Below are 14,481 nucleotides of genomic sequence, written 5' to 3'. Positions count from 1 at the left end.
ACCGACATTGGCATTGCACACGCTGGGCCAGAGCCTCTGGCTGGACAACATCACGCGCGACCTGCTGCGCAGCGGCACGCTGGCACGCTATATCGCAGACCTGTCGGTGACCGGGTTGACCTCGAACCCGACGATCTTCGAGCATGCCATCGGGAGTGGTGAATCCTATGACGCCAGCATTCGCGTTCTCGATGCCGCCGGTCTTTCCGGCGAGGCGCTGTTCTTCGAGCTTGCGCTCGAAGACCTGACGCAGGCGGCCGATCTGTTCAGGCCCATCCACGATGCCACCGAAGGTGCGGATGGCTGGGTCTCGCTGGAAGTCTCGCCGCTGCTCGCCGACAACACCGCGCACACCATCGAGGCTGCGAACCGCCTGAGCAAGAAAGCCGCTCGTTCCAACCTGTTCATCAAGATTCCGGGTACGCCCGAGGGCGTTCGCGCGATCGAGGAGGTCATCTTCGATGGCGTCCCGGTCAATGTCACGCTGCTGTTCTCGCGCGAGCACTACCTGGCGGCGGCGGAGGCCTACATGCGAGGCATCGAGCGTCGCCTCGAGGCCGGGCTCGACCCCAAAGTGGCCTCGGTTGCCTCGATCTTCGTCAGCCGGTGGGACGTGGTGGCCAGCAAGGAGATGGCGTCGCCTTTCCACAACCGGCTGGGCATCGCCATTGCGACGCGCACCTACAAAGCTTACGGCGAGCTGCTCGCATCGGACCGCTGGAAGCGGCTTGCCGCAGCCGGCGCCCAGCCGCAGCGCCTGTTGTGGGCGAGCACCGGCACCAAGGATCCGGCCGCATCGGACACGCTCTACGTCGAGGCGTTGGCGGCGGCAGCAACGATCAACACGCTGCCCGAGAAGACGCTGCTTGCGTTCGCGGACCACGGCAAGGTCCTGCACGCGATGCCCATGGACGGCGGCTATGCCGAAGACGTGATCGCGGAGTTCCGGCGTGAAGGCCTGGACGACAACGCGCTGGCGGCCCGGTTGCAGCGCGAAGGGGTCGATTCCTTCGCCAATTCATGGCACGCCCTGCTGACCCGTATCCGTGAGAAATGCGCCACCCCGGCGGCGGGCGCTCCTGCATGAGCGGCGTCGGCACCAGCCGGGCCTGGCAGGCCCTGGTCACGCACCATGCGCACATGGGGAACGTGCACCTGCGGCAGTTGTTCGCCGACGACCCACAGCGCGGCAGCCGCTGGGCGGCCGAAGCGGCCGGCCTCTACCTCGACTACTCGAAGAACCGCATCGACGACGAGACCATCCGGCTGCTGCTCGACTTGGCCAGGCACTGCGGTTTGCGCGAGCGCATCGATGCGATGTTTCGCGGCGATGCGATCAACACGACCGAGCAGCGTCCGGCGCTGCACATTGCCCTGCGGGCGCCGCGCGGCGCACGCATCGAGGTCGATGGCGTCGACGTCATGCCCGAGGTGCATGCGGTTCTCGACCGCATGGCCGGGCTGGCCGAGGCGGTGCGCAGCGGCCGCTGGTTGGGGCACGGCGGAAAGCGCATTCGTCACATCGTCAACATCGGCATCGGGGGCTCCGACCTTGGGCCGGTGATGGCCCATGAGGCGTTGCGCCACTACAGCCAGCGCGACATCGACTGCCGCTTCGTCTCAAATGTCGACGGCACGGCGCTCGTTGAGGCCACACGCGACCTCGACGCGGGCGATACGCTGTTCATCGTCTGCTCCAAGACCTTCACGACGCGCGAGACACTGGCCAATGCCCACGCTGCGCGCGCGTGGTGCCTGGCGCAATTGCGCGACGAGCGCGCCGTGGCACGCCACTTCGTGGCCGTGTCGACCAACGCCGAGGGTGCATCGCAGTTCGGCATCGCGCCCGAGAACGTGTTCGGCTTCTGGGACTGGGTGGGTGGCCGTTACTCGATGGACTCCGCCATCGGGCTGTCGCTGATGATCGCGGTCGGACCGGCGCACTTCCGCGAGATGCTTGAAGGCTTCCACGCGATGGACGAGCACTTCCGCACCGCGCCGTTCGACCGGAATCTGCCGGTGCTGATGGGGTTGCTCGCGGTGTGGAACACCGACTTCCTGGAAGCGCCGACGCAGGCCGTGCTGCCCTACGACCAGTACCTGGCACGCTTCCCCGCCTATCTGCAGCAGCTCACGATGGAGAGCAACGGCAAGCACGTCACGCGCTCGGGCGCGCCGGTCGGCGTCGCCACCTCGCCCATCGTCTGGGGCGAGCCGGGCACCAACGGGCAACATTCGTTCTACCAGTTGCTGCACCAGGGCACGCGGCTCGTGCCCTGCGATTTCATCGGCTTTTGCCAGGGGCTGAACCCGCTCGGCGATCAGCACGACCTGCTGATGGCCAACCTCTTCGCCCAGTCCGAGGCGCTGGCTTTCGGCAAGACCGCCGCCGAAGTGCGGGCCGAAGGCATCGCCGAAGACCTGGTGGCGCACCGGGTGTTCGAGGGTAACCGCCCGAGCAACACGCTGCTGGCGCAGCGGCTGACGCCCAGCACGCTCGGCGCGCTGGTGGCGCTCTACGAGCACAGCGTATTCACGCAGGGCGTGATCTGGGACATCGACTCGTTCGACCAGTGGGGCGTCGAGCTCGGCAAGGTGATGGCGGAGAGAGCCGCCGACGAACTCACTGCGGTGGACACGCCGGACCTGGCACACGACAGCTCGACCAACACATTGATACGGCGCTATCGGCGCCTGCGGGAGGAACGACCATGAGCGCGGTCGCCGCATGAGCACGCGCATCAGTCCGATGGCCGGCAAGCCCGCACCGGCCTCTGTCCTGATCGACGTGGAAAAGCTCGTCGCAGCCTATGGGTCGGAGCGCCCCGATCCCACGGTCGCGGCGCAGCGCGTCTCATTCGGAACCTCAGGCCACCGGGGCTCGGCTTTCGATGTGTCGTTCAATGAATGGGATGTGCTGGCGATCACCCAGGCGATCTGTGACCACCGCCGGGCGAGCGGCATTTCAGGGCCGCTGTTCCTGGGCATCGACACCCACGCGCTGTCGGGCCCGGCGTGCGCGAGCGCGCTCGAAGTGCTTGCCGCCAATGGCGTGGACGTGGTGCTGGCCGCGGGCAACGCGTTCACGCCGACACCCGCCTTCTCCCATGCGATCGCCAAGCACAACCGATGCGGCGGTGGCACGCGCGCCGACGGTGTCGTCGTCACATCGTCGCACAACCCGCCGCGGGACGGCGGCTTCAAGTACAACCCACCGCACGGCGGACCTGCCGGGCAGGACGTGACCGACCCGAACCAGGCGGCGGCCAATGGTTGTCTCGAAAATGCCCTCCAAGGCGTGCACCGCATGCCCTACGCGCTGGCGCTGCGTGCCACGACGACGCATCACCACGACGACATGGGCAACTACGTGGAAGATCTCGCGCACGTCGGCACCGGCCGCAATGAGGTGACCGCGTGGCCATCGGCAAGGCAGCGGTCAGCACGCAGTTGATCGAGCGGGTCGCCAGGCAGCTCGGACGCGAGGTCTTCGAGGTGCCGGTCGGCTTCAAGTGGTTCTCGCAGGGCCTGGGGGATGGCAGCCTCGGCTTCGCGGGGGAGGAAAGCGCGGGCGCTGCATTCCTGCGTCGAGACGGTTCGACCTGGACCACCGACAAGGACGGCATCACCGCCGCGCTGCTCTCGGCCGAGATCACCGCCCAGGTCGAGGCCGACCCTGGCGCGCGCTACCTGCGCCTGGCCAAGGCACTTGGAACCCCGCATGCGGACCGCGTCGATGCGCCCGCGACTGCACCGCAGAAGCAGCGGCGGCCTTCGGACACCGAGGACATCTACAAGATCTACGTCGAGAGTTTCCGAGATGAGGCGCACCTGAAGCAGATATTGAAAGAGGCGCAAACCACGGTCGATTCGGCGCTGGCACCCGCGCAACGCGCTACGTGAGGCCCGGGCACAACGCCGCCGCGTGCAGCGCGATCTGCTCGTCTTCGAGCGACGGCAGCGCCTGCACCCGGCAGGGTGAGCCATCGTCCGCGCTGTCGACACCGATCGACGAGAGCCCCCGGCGGATCTCCGCGCGGACCGCGCCGTCGTTTTCGCCGATGCCGCCCGTGAAGACGATCAAATCAAGGCCGTTGAGCACGACGCTCATCGCTCCCAACTGCTTGCGCACGGATTGGCAGAACATTTCGATCGCCAGTCGGGCACCGGCATTGGTTGCGGCCGCTGCATGCAGGGTGCGCATGTCGCCGCTCAACCCCGAGATGCCGAGCAGCCCGCTGCGGTGGTCGACCAGATCTTCGAGCATCGCCGCGTCGAACTGCCGCTCGCGGGCCAGATAGACCAGGACGCCCGGATCGAGATCACCGCTGCGCGTCCCCATGATCACGCCGCCGCTCGGCGTGAGCCCCATGCTGGTGTCGACGGACACGCCATCGCGCACCGCGGTGATGCTCGCCCCATTGCCGAGGTGCGCGATGGCCAGCCGGGGCGGTACGCCATCGGCACGTTCGGCCGCCAACTGACGCACGATCGACTCGCAGGAGAGGCCGTGGAAGCCGTAGCGCTCGATTCCCAGTGCACGCATTTCGCGCGGCAGTGAGAGCATGCGTGCGACGTCGGGCATCGTCCGGTGGAAAGTGGTGTCGAAACACGCCACCTGCGGCAAGTTGGGGAATCGCGCCTGGGCGCCGCGAACCACCGCCAGGGCGGCCGGCGTGTGCAGCGGCGCGAATGCGACTGCGGCCTCCAGGTCGCGCAGCACGGCGTCATCGATGCGGCAGTGAGCCCGTTGTGCCGGGCCGCCGTGCACGATGCGGTGGCCGATGACCTGCGGCGATGGTGTCTGTGCACTTGCGAGCAAGGCGGCGATCCGCTCGATCGCTGCGTCGGCACTTGCCGGCGCGCTCGTCTCGTTCAACAGCGGGTTGCCCTGCGCATCGTGTGCGTGAAAGGCGCCGAGCGGTTGACCGAGGCCTTCCACCTCGCCGCTGACGAGGCGTGTCACTTGCGTTCCGTGCACGCGATAGAGGCCGAACTTCAGCGACGAGGAGCCGCTGTTGAATGCCAATGCGTGCATCTCGCGAGGAATGTCGGTAGGTGCTTGTGGGCGATTCGGTGCATCCATGCTTCATCTTCCTGACGCCCAGAAGACGTTGTGCGCGGCACGGTCGTGGTGACCCTTCCGCGGCTCCAGCGTAGGTGGGATAGGCGCGTTCGTCCGTGCGCTGCCGCACGCACGGCCGCTATGTTTGCCAACGCACAGACCAGCAGGGCGACCGCGTCTACGGTGGGTGCATGGTGGAAAAAATTCCTTCGAATATCGGCACCGTCACGGCAGTGCGTGGCAGCGTGGTCGATGTGCGGTTCGAAGGCATGCTGCCGATGATCCATTCGGTGTTGCACGCGGGCGATAACGACAGCATCGTCATCGAGGTGTTGACCCAACGCGACGAGCGCCATGTTCGCGGCATAGCGCTGACGACCACGGAGGGACTGGCCCGCGGCGCGCAGGTGCGCGACACCGGTGGGCCGTTGCGCGCGCCGGTCGGCAAGGCCATCGTCTCGCGCATGTTCGACGTGTTCGGTAACGTCATCGATCGGGGCGAGCCGCTGGCACAGAGCGAATGGCGCTCGGTGCACCGGGATCCACCCGCGCTGTCGCGCCGCTCGACCACCTCCGAAGTCTTCGAGACCGGCATCAAGGTCATCGACGTGCTCACGCCGCTCGAGCGTGGCGGCAAGGCGGGTCTCTTTGGCGGTGCCGGCGTGGGCAAGACGGTGCTGCTGACCGAGATGATCCACAACATGATCGACCACCAGGACGGCGTGAGCATCTTCTGCGGCATCGGCGAGCGCTGCCGCGAGGGCGCGGAGCTCTACGACGCGATGAAGGAGGCGGGCGTGCTGGCGAAGATGGTCATGATCTTCGCCCAGATGAACGAGCCGCCGGGTGCGCGCTTTCGCGTCGGAGACGCAGCGCTGACCATGGCCGAGTACTTTCGGGACGACGAGCGCCGCGACGTATTGCTGCTGGTCGACAACATCTTTCGCTACATCCAGGCGGGCATGGAGGTCTCGAGCCTGATGGGGCAGATGCCGTCGCGGCTCGGCTACCAGCCCACGATGGGCACCGAACTCGCGGGTTTCGAGGAGCGTATCGCCAACACCGACAGCGGCGCGATCACGTCGATCCAGGCGGTGTACGTGCCGGCCGACGACTTCACCGACCCGGCGGCGGTGCACACCTTCTCGCACCTGTCGGCCTCGATCGTGCTGTCGCGCGAGCGGGCCAGCGAGGGCCTGTATCCGTCGATCGACCCGCTGCAGTCGAGCTCCCGCATGGCCACGCCCGGCATCGTGGGCGCGCGCCACTACGCGCTCGCGCAGGAGATTCGGCAGACGCTCGCGCAGTACGCGAAGCTCAAGGACATCATCGCCATGCTGGGCCTCGAGCAGCTGTCACCGTCCGACCGCAAGGTGGTCGCGCGAGCGCGGAGGCTGGAGCGCTTCCTGACGCAGCCCTTCTTTACCACCGAGCAGTTCACCGGCCTCAAGGGCAAGCTGGTGGGCCTGGCGGACGCGCTCGACGGGTGCGAACGCATCCTCGCCGACGAGTTCAACGACCGGCCCGAGAGCGCCCTGTACATGATCGGCGCGATCTCGGAGGCGAAAGCCAAGGCAAACCCGCAATCTGCGAAGGCCGCCGATGCGCAACCGGAGACCGCGCATGCGACTTAAGGTGCTGCTGCCGTTCGAGGTGTTCGTCGACGACCGCGATGTGTCGCGCATCGTCGCGCAGACGCCGCAGGGCGCGTTCGGGCTGCTGTCGCACCGGCTGGACTGCGTGGCGGCGTTGGCACCCGGCATCCTGACCTATGAAAACGCGGCACACGAAGAGGTGTTCCTCGCGGTAGACCAAGGCGTGCTCGTGAAGACCGGCGCCGAGGTGCTCGTGTCGGTGCGCCGCGCCCTGCGTGGGACTGATCTCGCGCAGCTGCACGCAGCGGTGACGCAGCAGTTCGAACGGCAGGGCCAGCAGGACCAGGATTTGCGCTACGCGATGACGCGACTGGAGAGCGGGTTCCTGCGGCGCGTCGCGGGGTTCGAGCATGGCTGATCCCCGGAGCGAATCGGAGCGCCGCACCGCGCGGGCGCACACGCTGGCCGACGAGGTCGGCACCCAGGCTGCGCGCAAGCTGAAGGCGCGCCGCGATGGTGCGCCCGGTGTGTTCTTCGGCCTGGGGATGATGGGACTCGTCGGCTGGTCGGTGGCCGTGCCGACGCTGCTCGGCGCCGCGCTGGGCGTGTGGCTCGATCGCCATCACCCGGGCGCGCACCCGTGGACGCTGGCGTTGCTGGTCGGCGGGCTGGCGCTCGGTTGCCTGAATGCCTGGCATTGGGTGACGCGGGAAGACCGTGCCATGCACGAGGGCGAGGGCCATGACGATGCATGAACTGTTCGCCAGCCTGATCGCGGCGCCGCTCGCGGTGCTGCTTTCCGTCACGGGCGGTGCGGCCCTCGGCGTGATCTTCTACGGCGGTCTCTGGTGGACCGTGCGTCGCGCAGCGACTTTCCAGCGGCCGGGCGCCAGCATGCTCACCAGCATGCTGCTGCGCATGGGCGTCACGCTGGGCGGGTTCTATCTCGTGTCCGGTGGCGAGCTGCGGCGAATGCTGCTGTGCCTGCTCGGCTTCGTGCTGGCCCGCGTGGCGGTGACGTGGTTCACACGCCTGCCGCGGACCCCCGGCCGCATGCACACCGAAAGCGGAGTCCGCCATGCGCCTTAGTCCCGACGAATGGATCTTCTGGCAGCACGGCTTCGTCAAGCTGAACGCCACCATCGTCTTCACCTGGGCGTTGATGGGGGTGCTGGTGCTCGGCTCGGCGCTCGTCACGCGCAAGCTCAGCACCGGGCGCACCCAATCGCGGTGGCAGAGCCTGCTGGAGATCGTGCTGACGGCGATCCTGCAGCAGATCGAGGAGGTCGGTCTCGCGGAGCCCCGACGCTACCTGGGGTTCCTCGGCACGCTGTTCCTGTTCGTCGCCGCGTCCAGCCTGTGCACGGTCATCCCGGGCTTCGAATCGCCGACCGCGTCGCTGTCGACCACCGTGGCGCTCGCGGTGAGCGTGTTCATCGCCGTTCCCTTCTTCGGCATCGTCGTGCAGGGGCTTGGCGGCTACCTCAAGACCTACGTGCAGCCCACGCCGGTGATGCTGCCCTTCAACCTCATCAGCGAGGTGTCGCGCACCCTCGCACTGGCGGTGCGCCTCTTCGGAAACATGATGAGCGGCGCCATGATCGTCGGCATCCTGCTGAGCATCACGCCGTTCTTCTTTCCCGTCGTCATGACGATGCTGGGCCTGCTCACCGGCATGGTGCAGGCGTACATCTTCTCCATCCTCGCCGCCGTGTACATCGCGGCAGCGACCCGCACCCGCACACCGGTCCCCAAGCCCGCTGCGACCCACTGAAAGCATTCCATGGACAGTCTCACCTACATCGCCATTGCCTCGATCGTCATCGCGGGCATTACCACCGGCTTCGGGACCATGGCGCCGGCACTCGCCGAAGGCCGCGCTGTCGCGACCGCGCTGACCGCGCTCGCGCAGCAGCCCGACGCGTCGGCCACGATCACCCGCACGCTCTTCGTCGGCCTGGCGATGATCGAGTCGACCGCGATCTACTGCTTCGTGGTCTCGATGATCCTGATCTTCGCCAACCCGTTCTGGAACGCCGCGCTCGAACAGGCGGCCAAGGTTTTGGGGAAGTAGCCGGTGCTGATCGATTGGTTCACCGTCGGCGCGCAGGCGCTCAACTTCATCGTGCTGGTGTGGCTGATGAAGCGTTTTCTCTACAAGCCGGTGCTCGCCGCCATCGATGCGCGCGAGAAGCGCATCGCCTCCCAGCTCGCAGACGCCGATAAGAAGAAGGCCGCTGCGCAGAGCGAGCGCGCCGATCTGCAGCACAAGAACGACGCGTTCGACCAGGAGCGCGCCGCGCTGCTGGCCAAGGCGAACGCCGACGCGGATGCCGAGCGCCAGAAGCTGCTCGATGCCGCGCGCGCGGCCGCCGACGCACTCGCAGCGGCGCGCCGGGTGTCGATGGCCAGCGACGCCAGGACACTCGACCAGGCATTGCGCCAGCGCGCGCAGGACGAAGTGTTTGCTGTTGCCCGCCAGGCGCTGACCGACCTGGCCACGGTGGACCTGGAGTCCAGCGTCTGCGAGCTTTTCATCGCTCGCCTGCGCTCGCTCGAAAGTACTGCGCTGCAGGAGATGGCTGCTGCGTTGAAGTCGGCGAATGACGGCGCGATCGTGCGCACCGCGTTCGCGCTGCCTACGGCGCAGCGCACGGCCGTGCACAAGGCGGTCAACGAGACCTTCGGCGTCAAGCTCACCTTGCACTACGAGGTGGCACCGGCGTTGGTCGGCGGCATCGAACTGAGCGCCAACGGGCACAAGGTGGCGTGGAGCATCGCGGACTACCTCGCGTCGCTGGAGCGCGGCGTGCATGAACTGCTCAAGCCGGCCGCGGCGCCCAGCCCCGCGGGGAATGCCGCGTGAAGGCAGCACCCGGCAACCTGCAGGAAAGCTTCGACGCGGTGTTCTCGGCGCTCGACCAGGCGCGTACGGACTTCGTGCCCCGGCTCGTGGTGCGCGAGGTCGGCACGATCCTTTCGGTGTCCACCGGCGTTGCGCGCGTGGGTGGACTGCCCGGCGTGGGCTATGCGGAAATGATCCGATTTCCGGGCGGTGTGTCCGGCATTGCCTTCAATGTGGACGAGGCCGAGATCGGCGTGGTGCTGCTGGGCGACAACACGCAGCTGCGCAGCGGCGACGAGGCGCTGCGCGAAGGCCGCGTGATGGATGTCGCCGTCGGTGACGGCTGGCTCGGGCGGGTGATCGATCCGCTGGGCAAGCCGCTCGATGGCCTCGGTGCATTCAGCGGCGACGAGCGCGCACCCATCGAGCGTCCGGCGCCAGCGATCATGGACCGCGCGCCGGTCACCGTGCCGCTGCAGACCGGCCTCAAGGTGATCGACGCGCTGATCCCCATCGGTCGCGGCCAGCGAGAACTCATCCTCGGCGACCGCCAGACCGGCAAGACCGCGATTGCGATCGATGCGATCGTCAACCAGCGCGACAACGATGTGGTGTGCGTCTATTGCGCGATCGGCCAGCGTGCCTCCGCCGTGGCCAAGGTCGTGGCCGTGCTGCGAGACCATGGCGCGCTCGCGTACACGGTGGTGGTGGTGGCGGAGGGCAACGACCCGCCGGGCCTGTCGTACATCGCGCCGTACGCGGCCACCAGCATCGCCGAGCATTTCATGGAAGCGGGGCGGGACGTGCTGATCGTCTACGACGACCTCACGCAACATGCGCGCGCCTACCGCGAACTGTCGCTGTTGCTCGGGCGGCCGCCGGGGCGCGAGGCCTTTCCCGGCGACATCTTCTACATCCATTCGCGCTTGCTGGAGCGGGCCACGCACTTGAATCAGGCGCGCGGCGGTGGCTCGCTCACCGCGCTGCCCATCATCGAGACCGAAGCGCAGGACATCTCCGCGTACATCCCGACCAATCTCATCTCCATCACCGACGGGCAGATCTACCTGTCGCCCACGCTGTTCCAGCTCGGCGTGCTGCCTGCGGTGGACGTGGGCAAGTCGGTGTCGCGCGTGGGAGGCAAGGCGCAGCTGGCGGCGTTCCGTGCCGTGGCCGGCGACCTCAAGCTCGCCTATGCGCAGTTCGAGGAGTTGGAGACCTTCGCGCGCTTCGGCGCGCACCTGGACGACGACACGCAGCAGTCGATCACGCACGGCCAGCGCATCCGGGCCTGCCTGAAGCAGCCGGAGCTGTCGCCGTTGACCGTGCCGGCGCAGATCGCCACCGTGCTCGCATTGACTGCGGGACTGTTCGACCCGGTTCCGCTAGAGCGCATGGCCGAGGCGGAGCAGGCTGTACGCACCGCCGCTGCCCACGGCATCCCGGCCACCTTGGGTGAACGGCTGCGCAGCGCCAAGTCGCTGAGCGATGAAGACCGCGCCACCATCGTCGACCTGGCGCGCGCAGCGATCGCAGGTTTGGGCTGAGACCACGCGGTGAAGCAGGACAGCCCCGCCAGCCTGCGCCGCAAGATCGGCAGTGCGGGCGACCTGCAGTCGGTCGTCCGCGCGATGAAAGCGCAAGCGGCGGCCAGCGTTGGCCAGTACGAACGGTCGGTGGCCGCGCTGGGCGACTACGCGCGCAGCGTCGAACTCGGGCTGGGCGTGTGCTTCCGGCTGGAGGCGCTCCACGTGGTGCCGGCGCCACCGGGTCCGAAGGCGGCGGTCGGCGTCCGCGCCATCGTGTTTGGATCCGACCAGGGGCTCGTCGGCCGTTTCAACGATCTGGTGGTCGACCACGCGCGCGCCGCGCTGGCGCGAATGCCCGCGCCAGCCCAGGTCTGGGCCGTCGGGGAGCGCGTGCACGCGAGCCTGCTCGACACCGACATGCCGCTGCTCGGCGTCTTCGCGGTGCCGGATTCGGTCCAGGCGATCGCGGCGCTGGTCGACGAGATTCTCCTGACCGTTCTCGAAGAGTCTTTCGGGTCCGGGCGGCGCGAGACGGCGGCCGAGGTGCACCTCTTCTACAACCGGCCTGGCGCCGGCTCGACCTTCGCGCCGGTCGGCCAGCGGCTGCTGCCACTGGACGGTGACTGGCGTCGCCGACTGGCGCAGCAACCGTGGCCGACCGCCATGCTGGCCGAGACGCTGGGCGACCCGACGGCCACGCTGCGTGCCCTGATCCGCGAGTACCTGTTCGTCTCCCTGTTTCGCGCCTGTGCCGAGTCGCTCGCGAGCGAGAACGCGAGCCGGCTGGCGGCCATGGACCGCGCCGACCGCAACATCGACGAGATGCTGGGCACGCTGGGCGACGCCTTGCACCGGCTGCGCCAGGCGCAGATCGACGAAGAACTCTCGGACGTCATCTCGGGATTCAAGGCGCTGCGCGACCAGGTTGACACCTGATGCGGCGTCGTCGCTGACGCGCCGCGTGCGGTGGCGAACAGACGGCCGGGGCGGTTGCGATGACATTGGTTCCTTGAACTCCCCCCCGCGATGACGCATTCCGCCGATCGATTCGATTCGGCATTCTGAAAGGACACTCACATGTTGCGCAGCACCCATGAGCTCGAGAAATACGCGATCCAGGCCACCGATGGCGAGATCGGCGACGTCAAGGATTTCTTTTTCGACGACGACACCTGGGTCGTCCGCTACCTGGTGGTGGATGCGGGTTCCTGGCTCACGAGCCGCAAGGTCCTGATCTCGCCCGTCGCGATCCACAACCCCAACTGGGTGGGCCGGACGTTGCCGGTGTCCATCACCAAGGAGCAGGTGAAGAACAGTCCGGATGTCGACACCGAACAGCCCATCTCGCGGCAGAACGAAGAGCAGTACATGGGGTACTACGGCTACGGCAACTACTGGGGCGGCTTGGGCCTGTGGGGTGGCGGCCTCTATCCTTACGGCATGGTTCCCGGCTACATGGGCTACGGCATCGACCGCGCCGAGCGGGAACGCGAGATGGAAGCCTACCAGCGCACCGAACGGCAGCGCCACCGCAACGACGATCCGCACCTGCGCAGCTGCAAGGCGGTCACCGGCTATCACCTCGACGCGAACGACGGCGAGATCGGCCATGTCTCCGGCTTCCTCGTGGACGAGAAGACCTGGGCCATCCGCTACCTCATCGTCGACACGAGCAACTGGTGGATGGGCCACAAGGTGCTGGTGGCGCCGGAGTGGATCACCGGCGTGCACTGGTCGAACAAGACCGTGTCCATCGACCTGAGCCGCGATGCCGTGCAAGCCGCGCCCGTCTATGACCCGAGCGAGAGCTGGACGCTGCAGTCGGACCTCGACCTGCGCGGCCACTACGGACGTGCGGGCTATTGGTCGGATTCGCTCCTCGCTGCAGCCTGAGTCGGAGTTCAGCCCTCGGCCAGCTGCACGATCAGCTTGCCGAAGTTCCGGCCCTGCAGCAGGCCCATGAAGGCGTCGGGTGCGTTCTCCAAACCGAACACGATGTCCTCGCGGACCTTGACGCTCCCCTCACGCACCCACTCGCGCATCGCGCCTGAGAATTCGTTCCAGCGAGACCCGTAATCCGCCATCGTGATGAAGCCCTGCATGCGGATGCGCTTTTTCAGCAGCGTGGCCTCCAGCAGCCCCAGCCTGTCGGGGCCTGGCGGCAACGCCGTGGCGTTGTAGCCGGCGATCAGCCCGCACACGGGAATGCGGGACCGGGTGTTGAGCAGCGGGAGCACCGCGTCGAACACCGCGCCGCCCACGTTCTCGAAGTACACGTCGATGCCTGCCGGGCAGGCTGCCGCGAGCGCGTCCGGCATGCCGTCGGCAAGGTGATCGATGCAGTCGTCGAAACCCAGTTCGTTGACCACGTAGCGGCACTTCTCGTCCCCGCCAGCGATGCCCACGACACGGCAACCCTTGAGCCTGGCGATCTGCCCGACCACCGAGCCGACGGCGCCGCTGGCGGCCGCGACCACGACGGTTTCGCCCGCCACCGGCTGGCCGATGTCCAGCAGCCCCATGTAGGCGGTGAAGCCCGGCATGCCGAGCACCCCCAGCGCGCGCGACGGGTGGGGGTCCCCCGGGTACAGCGCGTTGAGCCCCTCGCCATCCGCCAGTGAATAGTCCTGCCAGCCGGCTGCCCCCACCACCAGTGCGCCAGGATTGAAACCTGCGTGTGCGGAATGCTCGACGCGCGAGACGGTGCCACCCACCATCACGTCGCCGAGGGCCATGGGCGCCGCGTACGACGCTTCGTCGCTCATGCGCCCGCGCATGTAGGGGTCCAGCGACAGGTACAGCGTGCGCAGCAGTACCTGGCCCGGACCGGGCTGCGGCACCGCGCCGTGCTCCATGCGGAAGTCCTGCGCGGTCGGCGCGCCGTTCGGTCGGGCGTTCAGGACGATGCGGCGATTGAGGTGGGTGGTTTGCGTCATGGGTTCAACTTTCGTATGGGAGCAAGGGAGAGAGACTCGAGCTTCGGGTGGTTCATCAGAACCACCAGTTCAGATGCCGGGTCCGCTCGTTGATCCAGAGCATGGCGGTCTGCTGGCCGCGCAGGATCGCTGCGGAAATCGTGGTGCAGCTCGTATCGATGACCGGCACCGTCGTGGCACCGAGTTCGGGCAGGCCGAATCGGTAGATCACCACGGGGCGGTAGGCGGCCCGTCCGACGAACTCGGCGGTGCAGACCATCGAGCAGCCGCGGTAGACGAACGCGAAGCGCTCAGAAGGGGGCAGGTGCGTCGTCACGGGCGAGGCCTCGCAAGCACGCTGTGGTCGATGCGCCTGCGGCAGCGTGCGCCATCGACTATTTCTGCAATGGGTTGCATGGCAATTCTTTCAGGCGGTCGGAAAGGGGTGGTGCGGTGACTGTGCGCGGTGCCTCCCGCGAGGTCTGTTCGTTGGCGCACACGTGACCGCGGCGCGCGCGCCGTGAAATCCTCT

At 67.6% G+C, this 14,481-nt stretch carries 17 protein-coding genes; 14 read left to right on the top strand and 3 right to left on the bottom strand.

Annotation, left to right across the window (positions count from 1 at the left end):
• The first annotated feature begins 7 nt into the window (after positions 1–7).
• Genes tal through AX767_RS22135 form a run of 4 tightly spaced genes read left to right on the top strand, consistent with a single transcriptional unit; the run spans position 8 to position 3,903 of the window.
• A complete protein-coding gene (gene tal, locus AX767_RS03770; protein WP_237288544.1) occupies positions 8–1,087 on the top strand; it encodes a transaldolase in 1,080 nt (359 codons plus the stop codon).
• Complete coding sequence (gene pgi, locus AX767_RS03765) at positions 1,054–2,715, top strand: glucose-6-phosphate isomerase (RefSeq protein ID WP_237288543.1); 1,662 nt, start codon at positions 1,054–1,056, stop codon at positions 2,713–2,715. Before tal ends, pgi begins: the two co-directional genes overlap by 34 nt.
• A gap of 13 nt (positions 2,716–2,728) precedes the next feature.
• Positions 2,729–3,454 carry a hypothetical protein gene (locus AX767_RS22140; protein WP_068628762.1) on the top strand — a complete coding sequence of 242 codons (726 nt, stop codon included), beginning with the start codon at positions 2,729–2,731 and terminating at the stop codon, positions 3,452–3,454.
• The gene (locus AX767_RS22135; protein ID WP_068628759.1) at positions 3,418–3,903 is read left to right on the top strand and encodes a hypothetical protein; all 486 of its coding nucleotides are present in this window, start codon (positions 3,418–3,420) and stop codon (positions 3,901–3,903) included. The genes AX767_RS22140 and AX767_RS22135 overlap by 37 nt, the downstream gene beginning before the upstream one ends.
• Here the strand turns inward: AX767_RS22135 and AX767_RS03750 are convergent.
• Positions 3,896–5,038 (bottom strand): acetate/propionate family kinase, encoded by a 1,143-nt coding sequence (locus tag AX767_RS03750; protein ID WP_068628757.1) that lies wholly within the window; start codon positions 5,036–5,038, stop codon positions 3,896–3,898. The two genes, AX767_RS22135 and AX767_RS03750, sit on opposite strands and share 8 nt — an antisense overlap.
• Before the next feature lie 221 nt (positions 5,039–5,259).
• Here AX767_RS03750 and atpD point away from each other — a divergent pair, with 221 nt between their 5' ends.
• From atpD to AX767_RS03700, 10 genes are all read left to right on the top strand, one after another.
• Entirely contained in the window at positions 5,260–6,699 is a 1,440-nt protein-coding gene (gene atpD / locus AX767_RS03745; protein ID WP_443082766.1) for a F0F1 ATP synthase subunit beta, read from the top strand.
• Complete coding sequence (locus AX767_RS03740; RefSeq protein ID WP_068628754.1) at positions 6,689–7,078, top strand: F0F1 ATP synthase subunit epsilon; 390 nt, start codon at positions 6,689–6,691, stop codon at positions 7,076–7,078. The genes atpD and AX767_RS03740 overlap by 11 nt, the downstream gene beginning before the upstream one ends.
• The gene (locus tag AX767_RS03735) at positions 7,071–7,415 is read left to right on the top strand and encodes an AtpZ/AtpI family protein (protein WP_068628752.1); all 345 of its coding nucleotides are present in this window, start codon (positions 7,071–7,073) and stop codon (positions 7,413–7,415) included. Before AX767_RS03740 ends, AX767_RS03735 begins: the two co-directional genes overlap by 8 nt.
• Positions 7,402–7,749 carry an ATP synthase subunit I gene (locus tag AX767_RS03730; RefSeq protein WP_068628750.1) on the top strand — a complete coding sequence of 116 codons (348 nt, stop codon included), beginning with the start codon at positions 7,402–7,404 and terminating at the stop codon, positions 7,747–7,749. The genes AX767_RS03735 and AX767_RS03730 overlap by 14 nt, the downstream gene beginning before the upstream one ends.
• Complete coding sequence (locus AX767_RS03725) at positions 7,739–8,434, top strand: F0F1 ATP synthase subunit A (RefSeq protein ID WP_068628749.1); 696 nt, start codon at positions 7,739–7,741, stop codon at positions 8,432–8,434. Before AX767_RS03730 ends, AX767_RS03725 begins: the two co-directional genes overlap by 11 nt.
• Positions 8,435–8,443: 9 nt before the next feature.
• Positions 8,444–8,734: a F0F1 ATP synthase subunit C gene (locus tag AX767_RS03720; RefSeq protein WP_068628747.1), complete on the top strand. Its 291-nt coding sequence runs from the start codon at positions 8,444–8,446 to the stop codon at positions 8,732–8,734.
• 3 nt (positions 8,735–8,737) lie between these two features.
• Complete coding sequence (locus tag AX767_RS03715; RefSeq protein WP_068628745.1) at positions 8,738–9,526, top strand: F0F1 ATP synthase subunit delta; 789 nt, start codon at positions 8,738–8,740, stop codon at positions 9,524–9,526.
• The gene (locus AX767_RS03710; RefSeq protein WP_068628743.1) at positions 9,523–11,052 is read left to right on the top strand and encodes an alternate F1F0 ATPase, F1 subunit alpha; all 1,530 of its coding nucleotides are present in this window, start codon (positions 9,523–9,525) and stop codon (positions 11,050–11,052) included. Before AX767_RS03715 ends, AX767_RS03710 begins: the two co-directional genes overlap by 4 nt.
• A gap of 9 nt (positions 11,053–11,061) precedes the next feature.
• Positions 11,062–11,970, top strand: a complete 909-nt coding sequence (locus AX767_RS03705; protein WP_068628740.1) for a F0F1 ATP synthase subunit gamma — start codon at positions 11,062–11,064, stop codon at positions 11,968–11,970.
• Positions 11,971–12,111: 141 nt separating this feature from the next.
• Entirely contained in the window at positions 12,112–12,927 is an 816-nt protein-coding gene (locus tag AX767_RS03700) for a PRC-barrel domain-containing protein (RefSeq protein ID WP_068628738.1), read from the top strand.
• Between the two features lie 8 nt (positions 12,928–12,935).
• Here the strand turns inward: AX767_RS03700 and AX767_RS03695 are convergent, their stop codons facing one another.
• Entirely contained in the window at positions 12,936–13,970 is a 1,035-nt protein-coding gene (locus AX767_RS03695) for an NADP-dependent oxidoreductase (RefSeq protein ID WP_068628736.1), read from the bottom strand.
• Between the two features lie 55 nt (positions 13,971–14,025).
• A complete protein-coding gene (locus AX767_RS03690) occupies positions 14,026–14,286 on the bottom strand; it encodes a hypothetical protein (RefSeq protein WP_068628734.1) in 261 nt (86 codons plus the stop codon).
• Positions 14,287–14,481: the final 195 nt, after the last annotated feature.

The sequence above is a fragment of the Variovorax sp. PAMC 28711 genome (assembly GCF_001577265.1).
In the GTDB taxonomy this organism is placed as follows: Bacteria; Pseudomonadota; Gammaproteobacteria; order Burkholderiales; family Burkholderiaceae_C; genus Variovorax.
This window is presented reverse-complemented; position numbering and strand designations above follow the sequence as displayed.

Coding starts and splice junctions, on each gene's coding strand:
- pgi (WP_237288543.1), top strand. CDS start 1,054: ATGCGCCACCCCGGCGGCGGGCGCTCCTGCATGAGCGGCGTCGGCACC.
- AX767_RS22140 (WP_068628762.1), top strand. CDS start 2,729: ATGAGCACGCGCATCAGTCCGATGGCCGGCAAGCCCGCACCGGCCTCT.
- AX767_RS03750 (WP_068628757.1), bottom strand. CDS start 5,038: ATGCACGCATTGGCATTCAACAGCGGCTCCTCGTCGCTGAAGTTCGGC.
- AX767_RS03740 (WP_068628754.1), top strand. CDS start 6,689: ATGCGACTTAAGGTGCTGCTGCCGTTCGAGGTGTTCGTCGACGACCGC.
- AX767_RS03735 (WP_068628752.1), top strand. CDS start 7,071: ATGGCTGATCCCCGGAGCGAATCGGAGCGCCGCACCGCGCGGGCGCAC.
- AX767_RS03730 (WP_068628750.1), top strand. CDS start 7,402: ATGACGATGCATGAACTGTTCGCCAGCCTGATCGCGGCGCCGCTCGCG.
- AX767_RS03725 (WP_068628749.1), top strand. CDS start 7,739: ATGCGCCTTAGTCCCGACGAATGGATCTTCTGGCAGCACGGCTTCGTC.
- AX767_RS03720 (WP_068628747.1), top strand. CDS start 8,444: ATGGACAGTCTCACCTACATCGCCATTGCCTCGATCGTCATCGCGGGC.
- AX767_RS03700 (WP_068628738.1), top strand. CDS start 12,112: ATGTTGCGCAGCACCCATGAGCTCGAGAAATACGCGATCCAGGCCACC.
- AX767_RS03695 (WP_068628736.1), bottom strand. CDS start 13,970: ATGACGCAAACCACCCACCTCAATCGCCGCATCGTCCTGAACGCCCGA.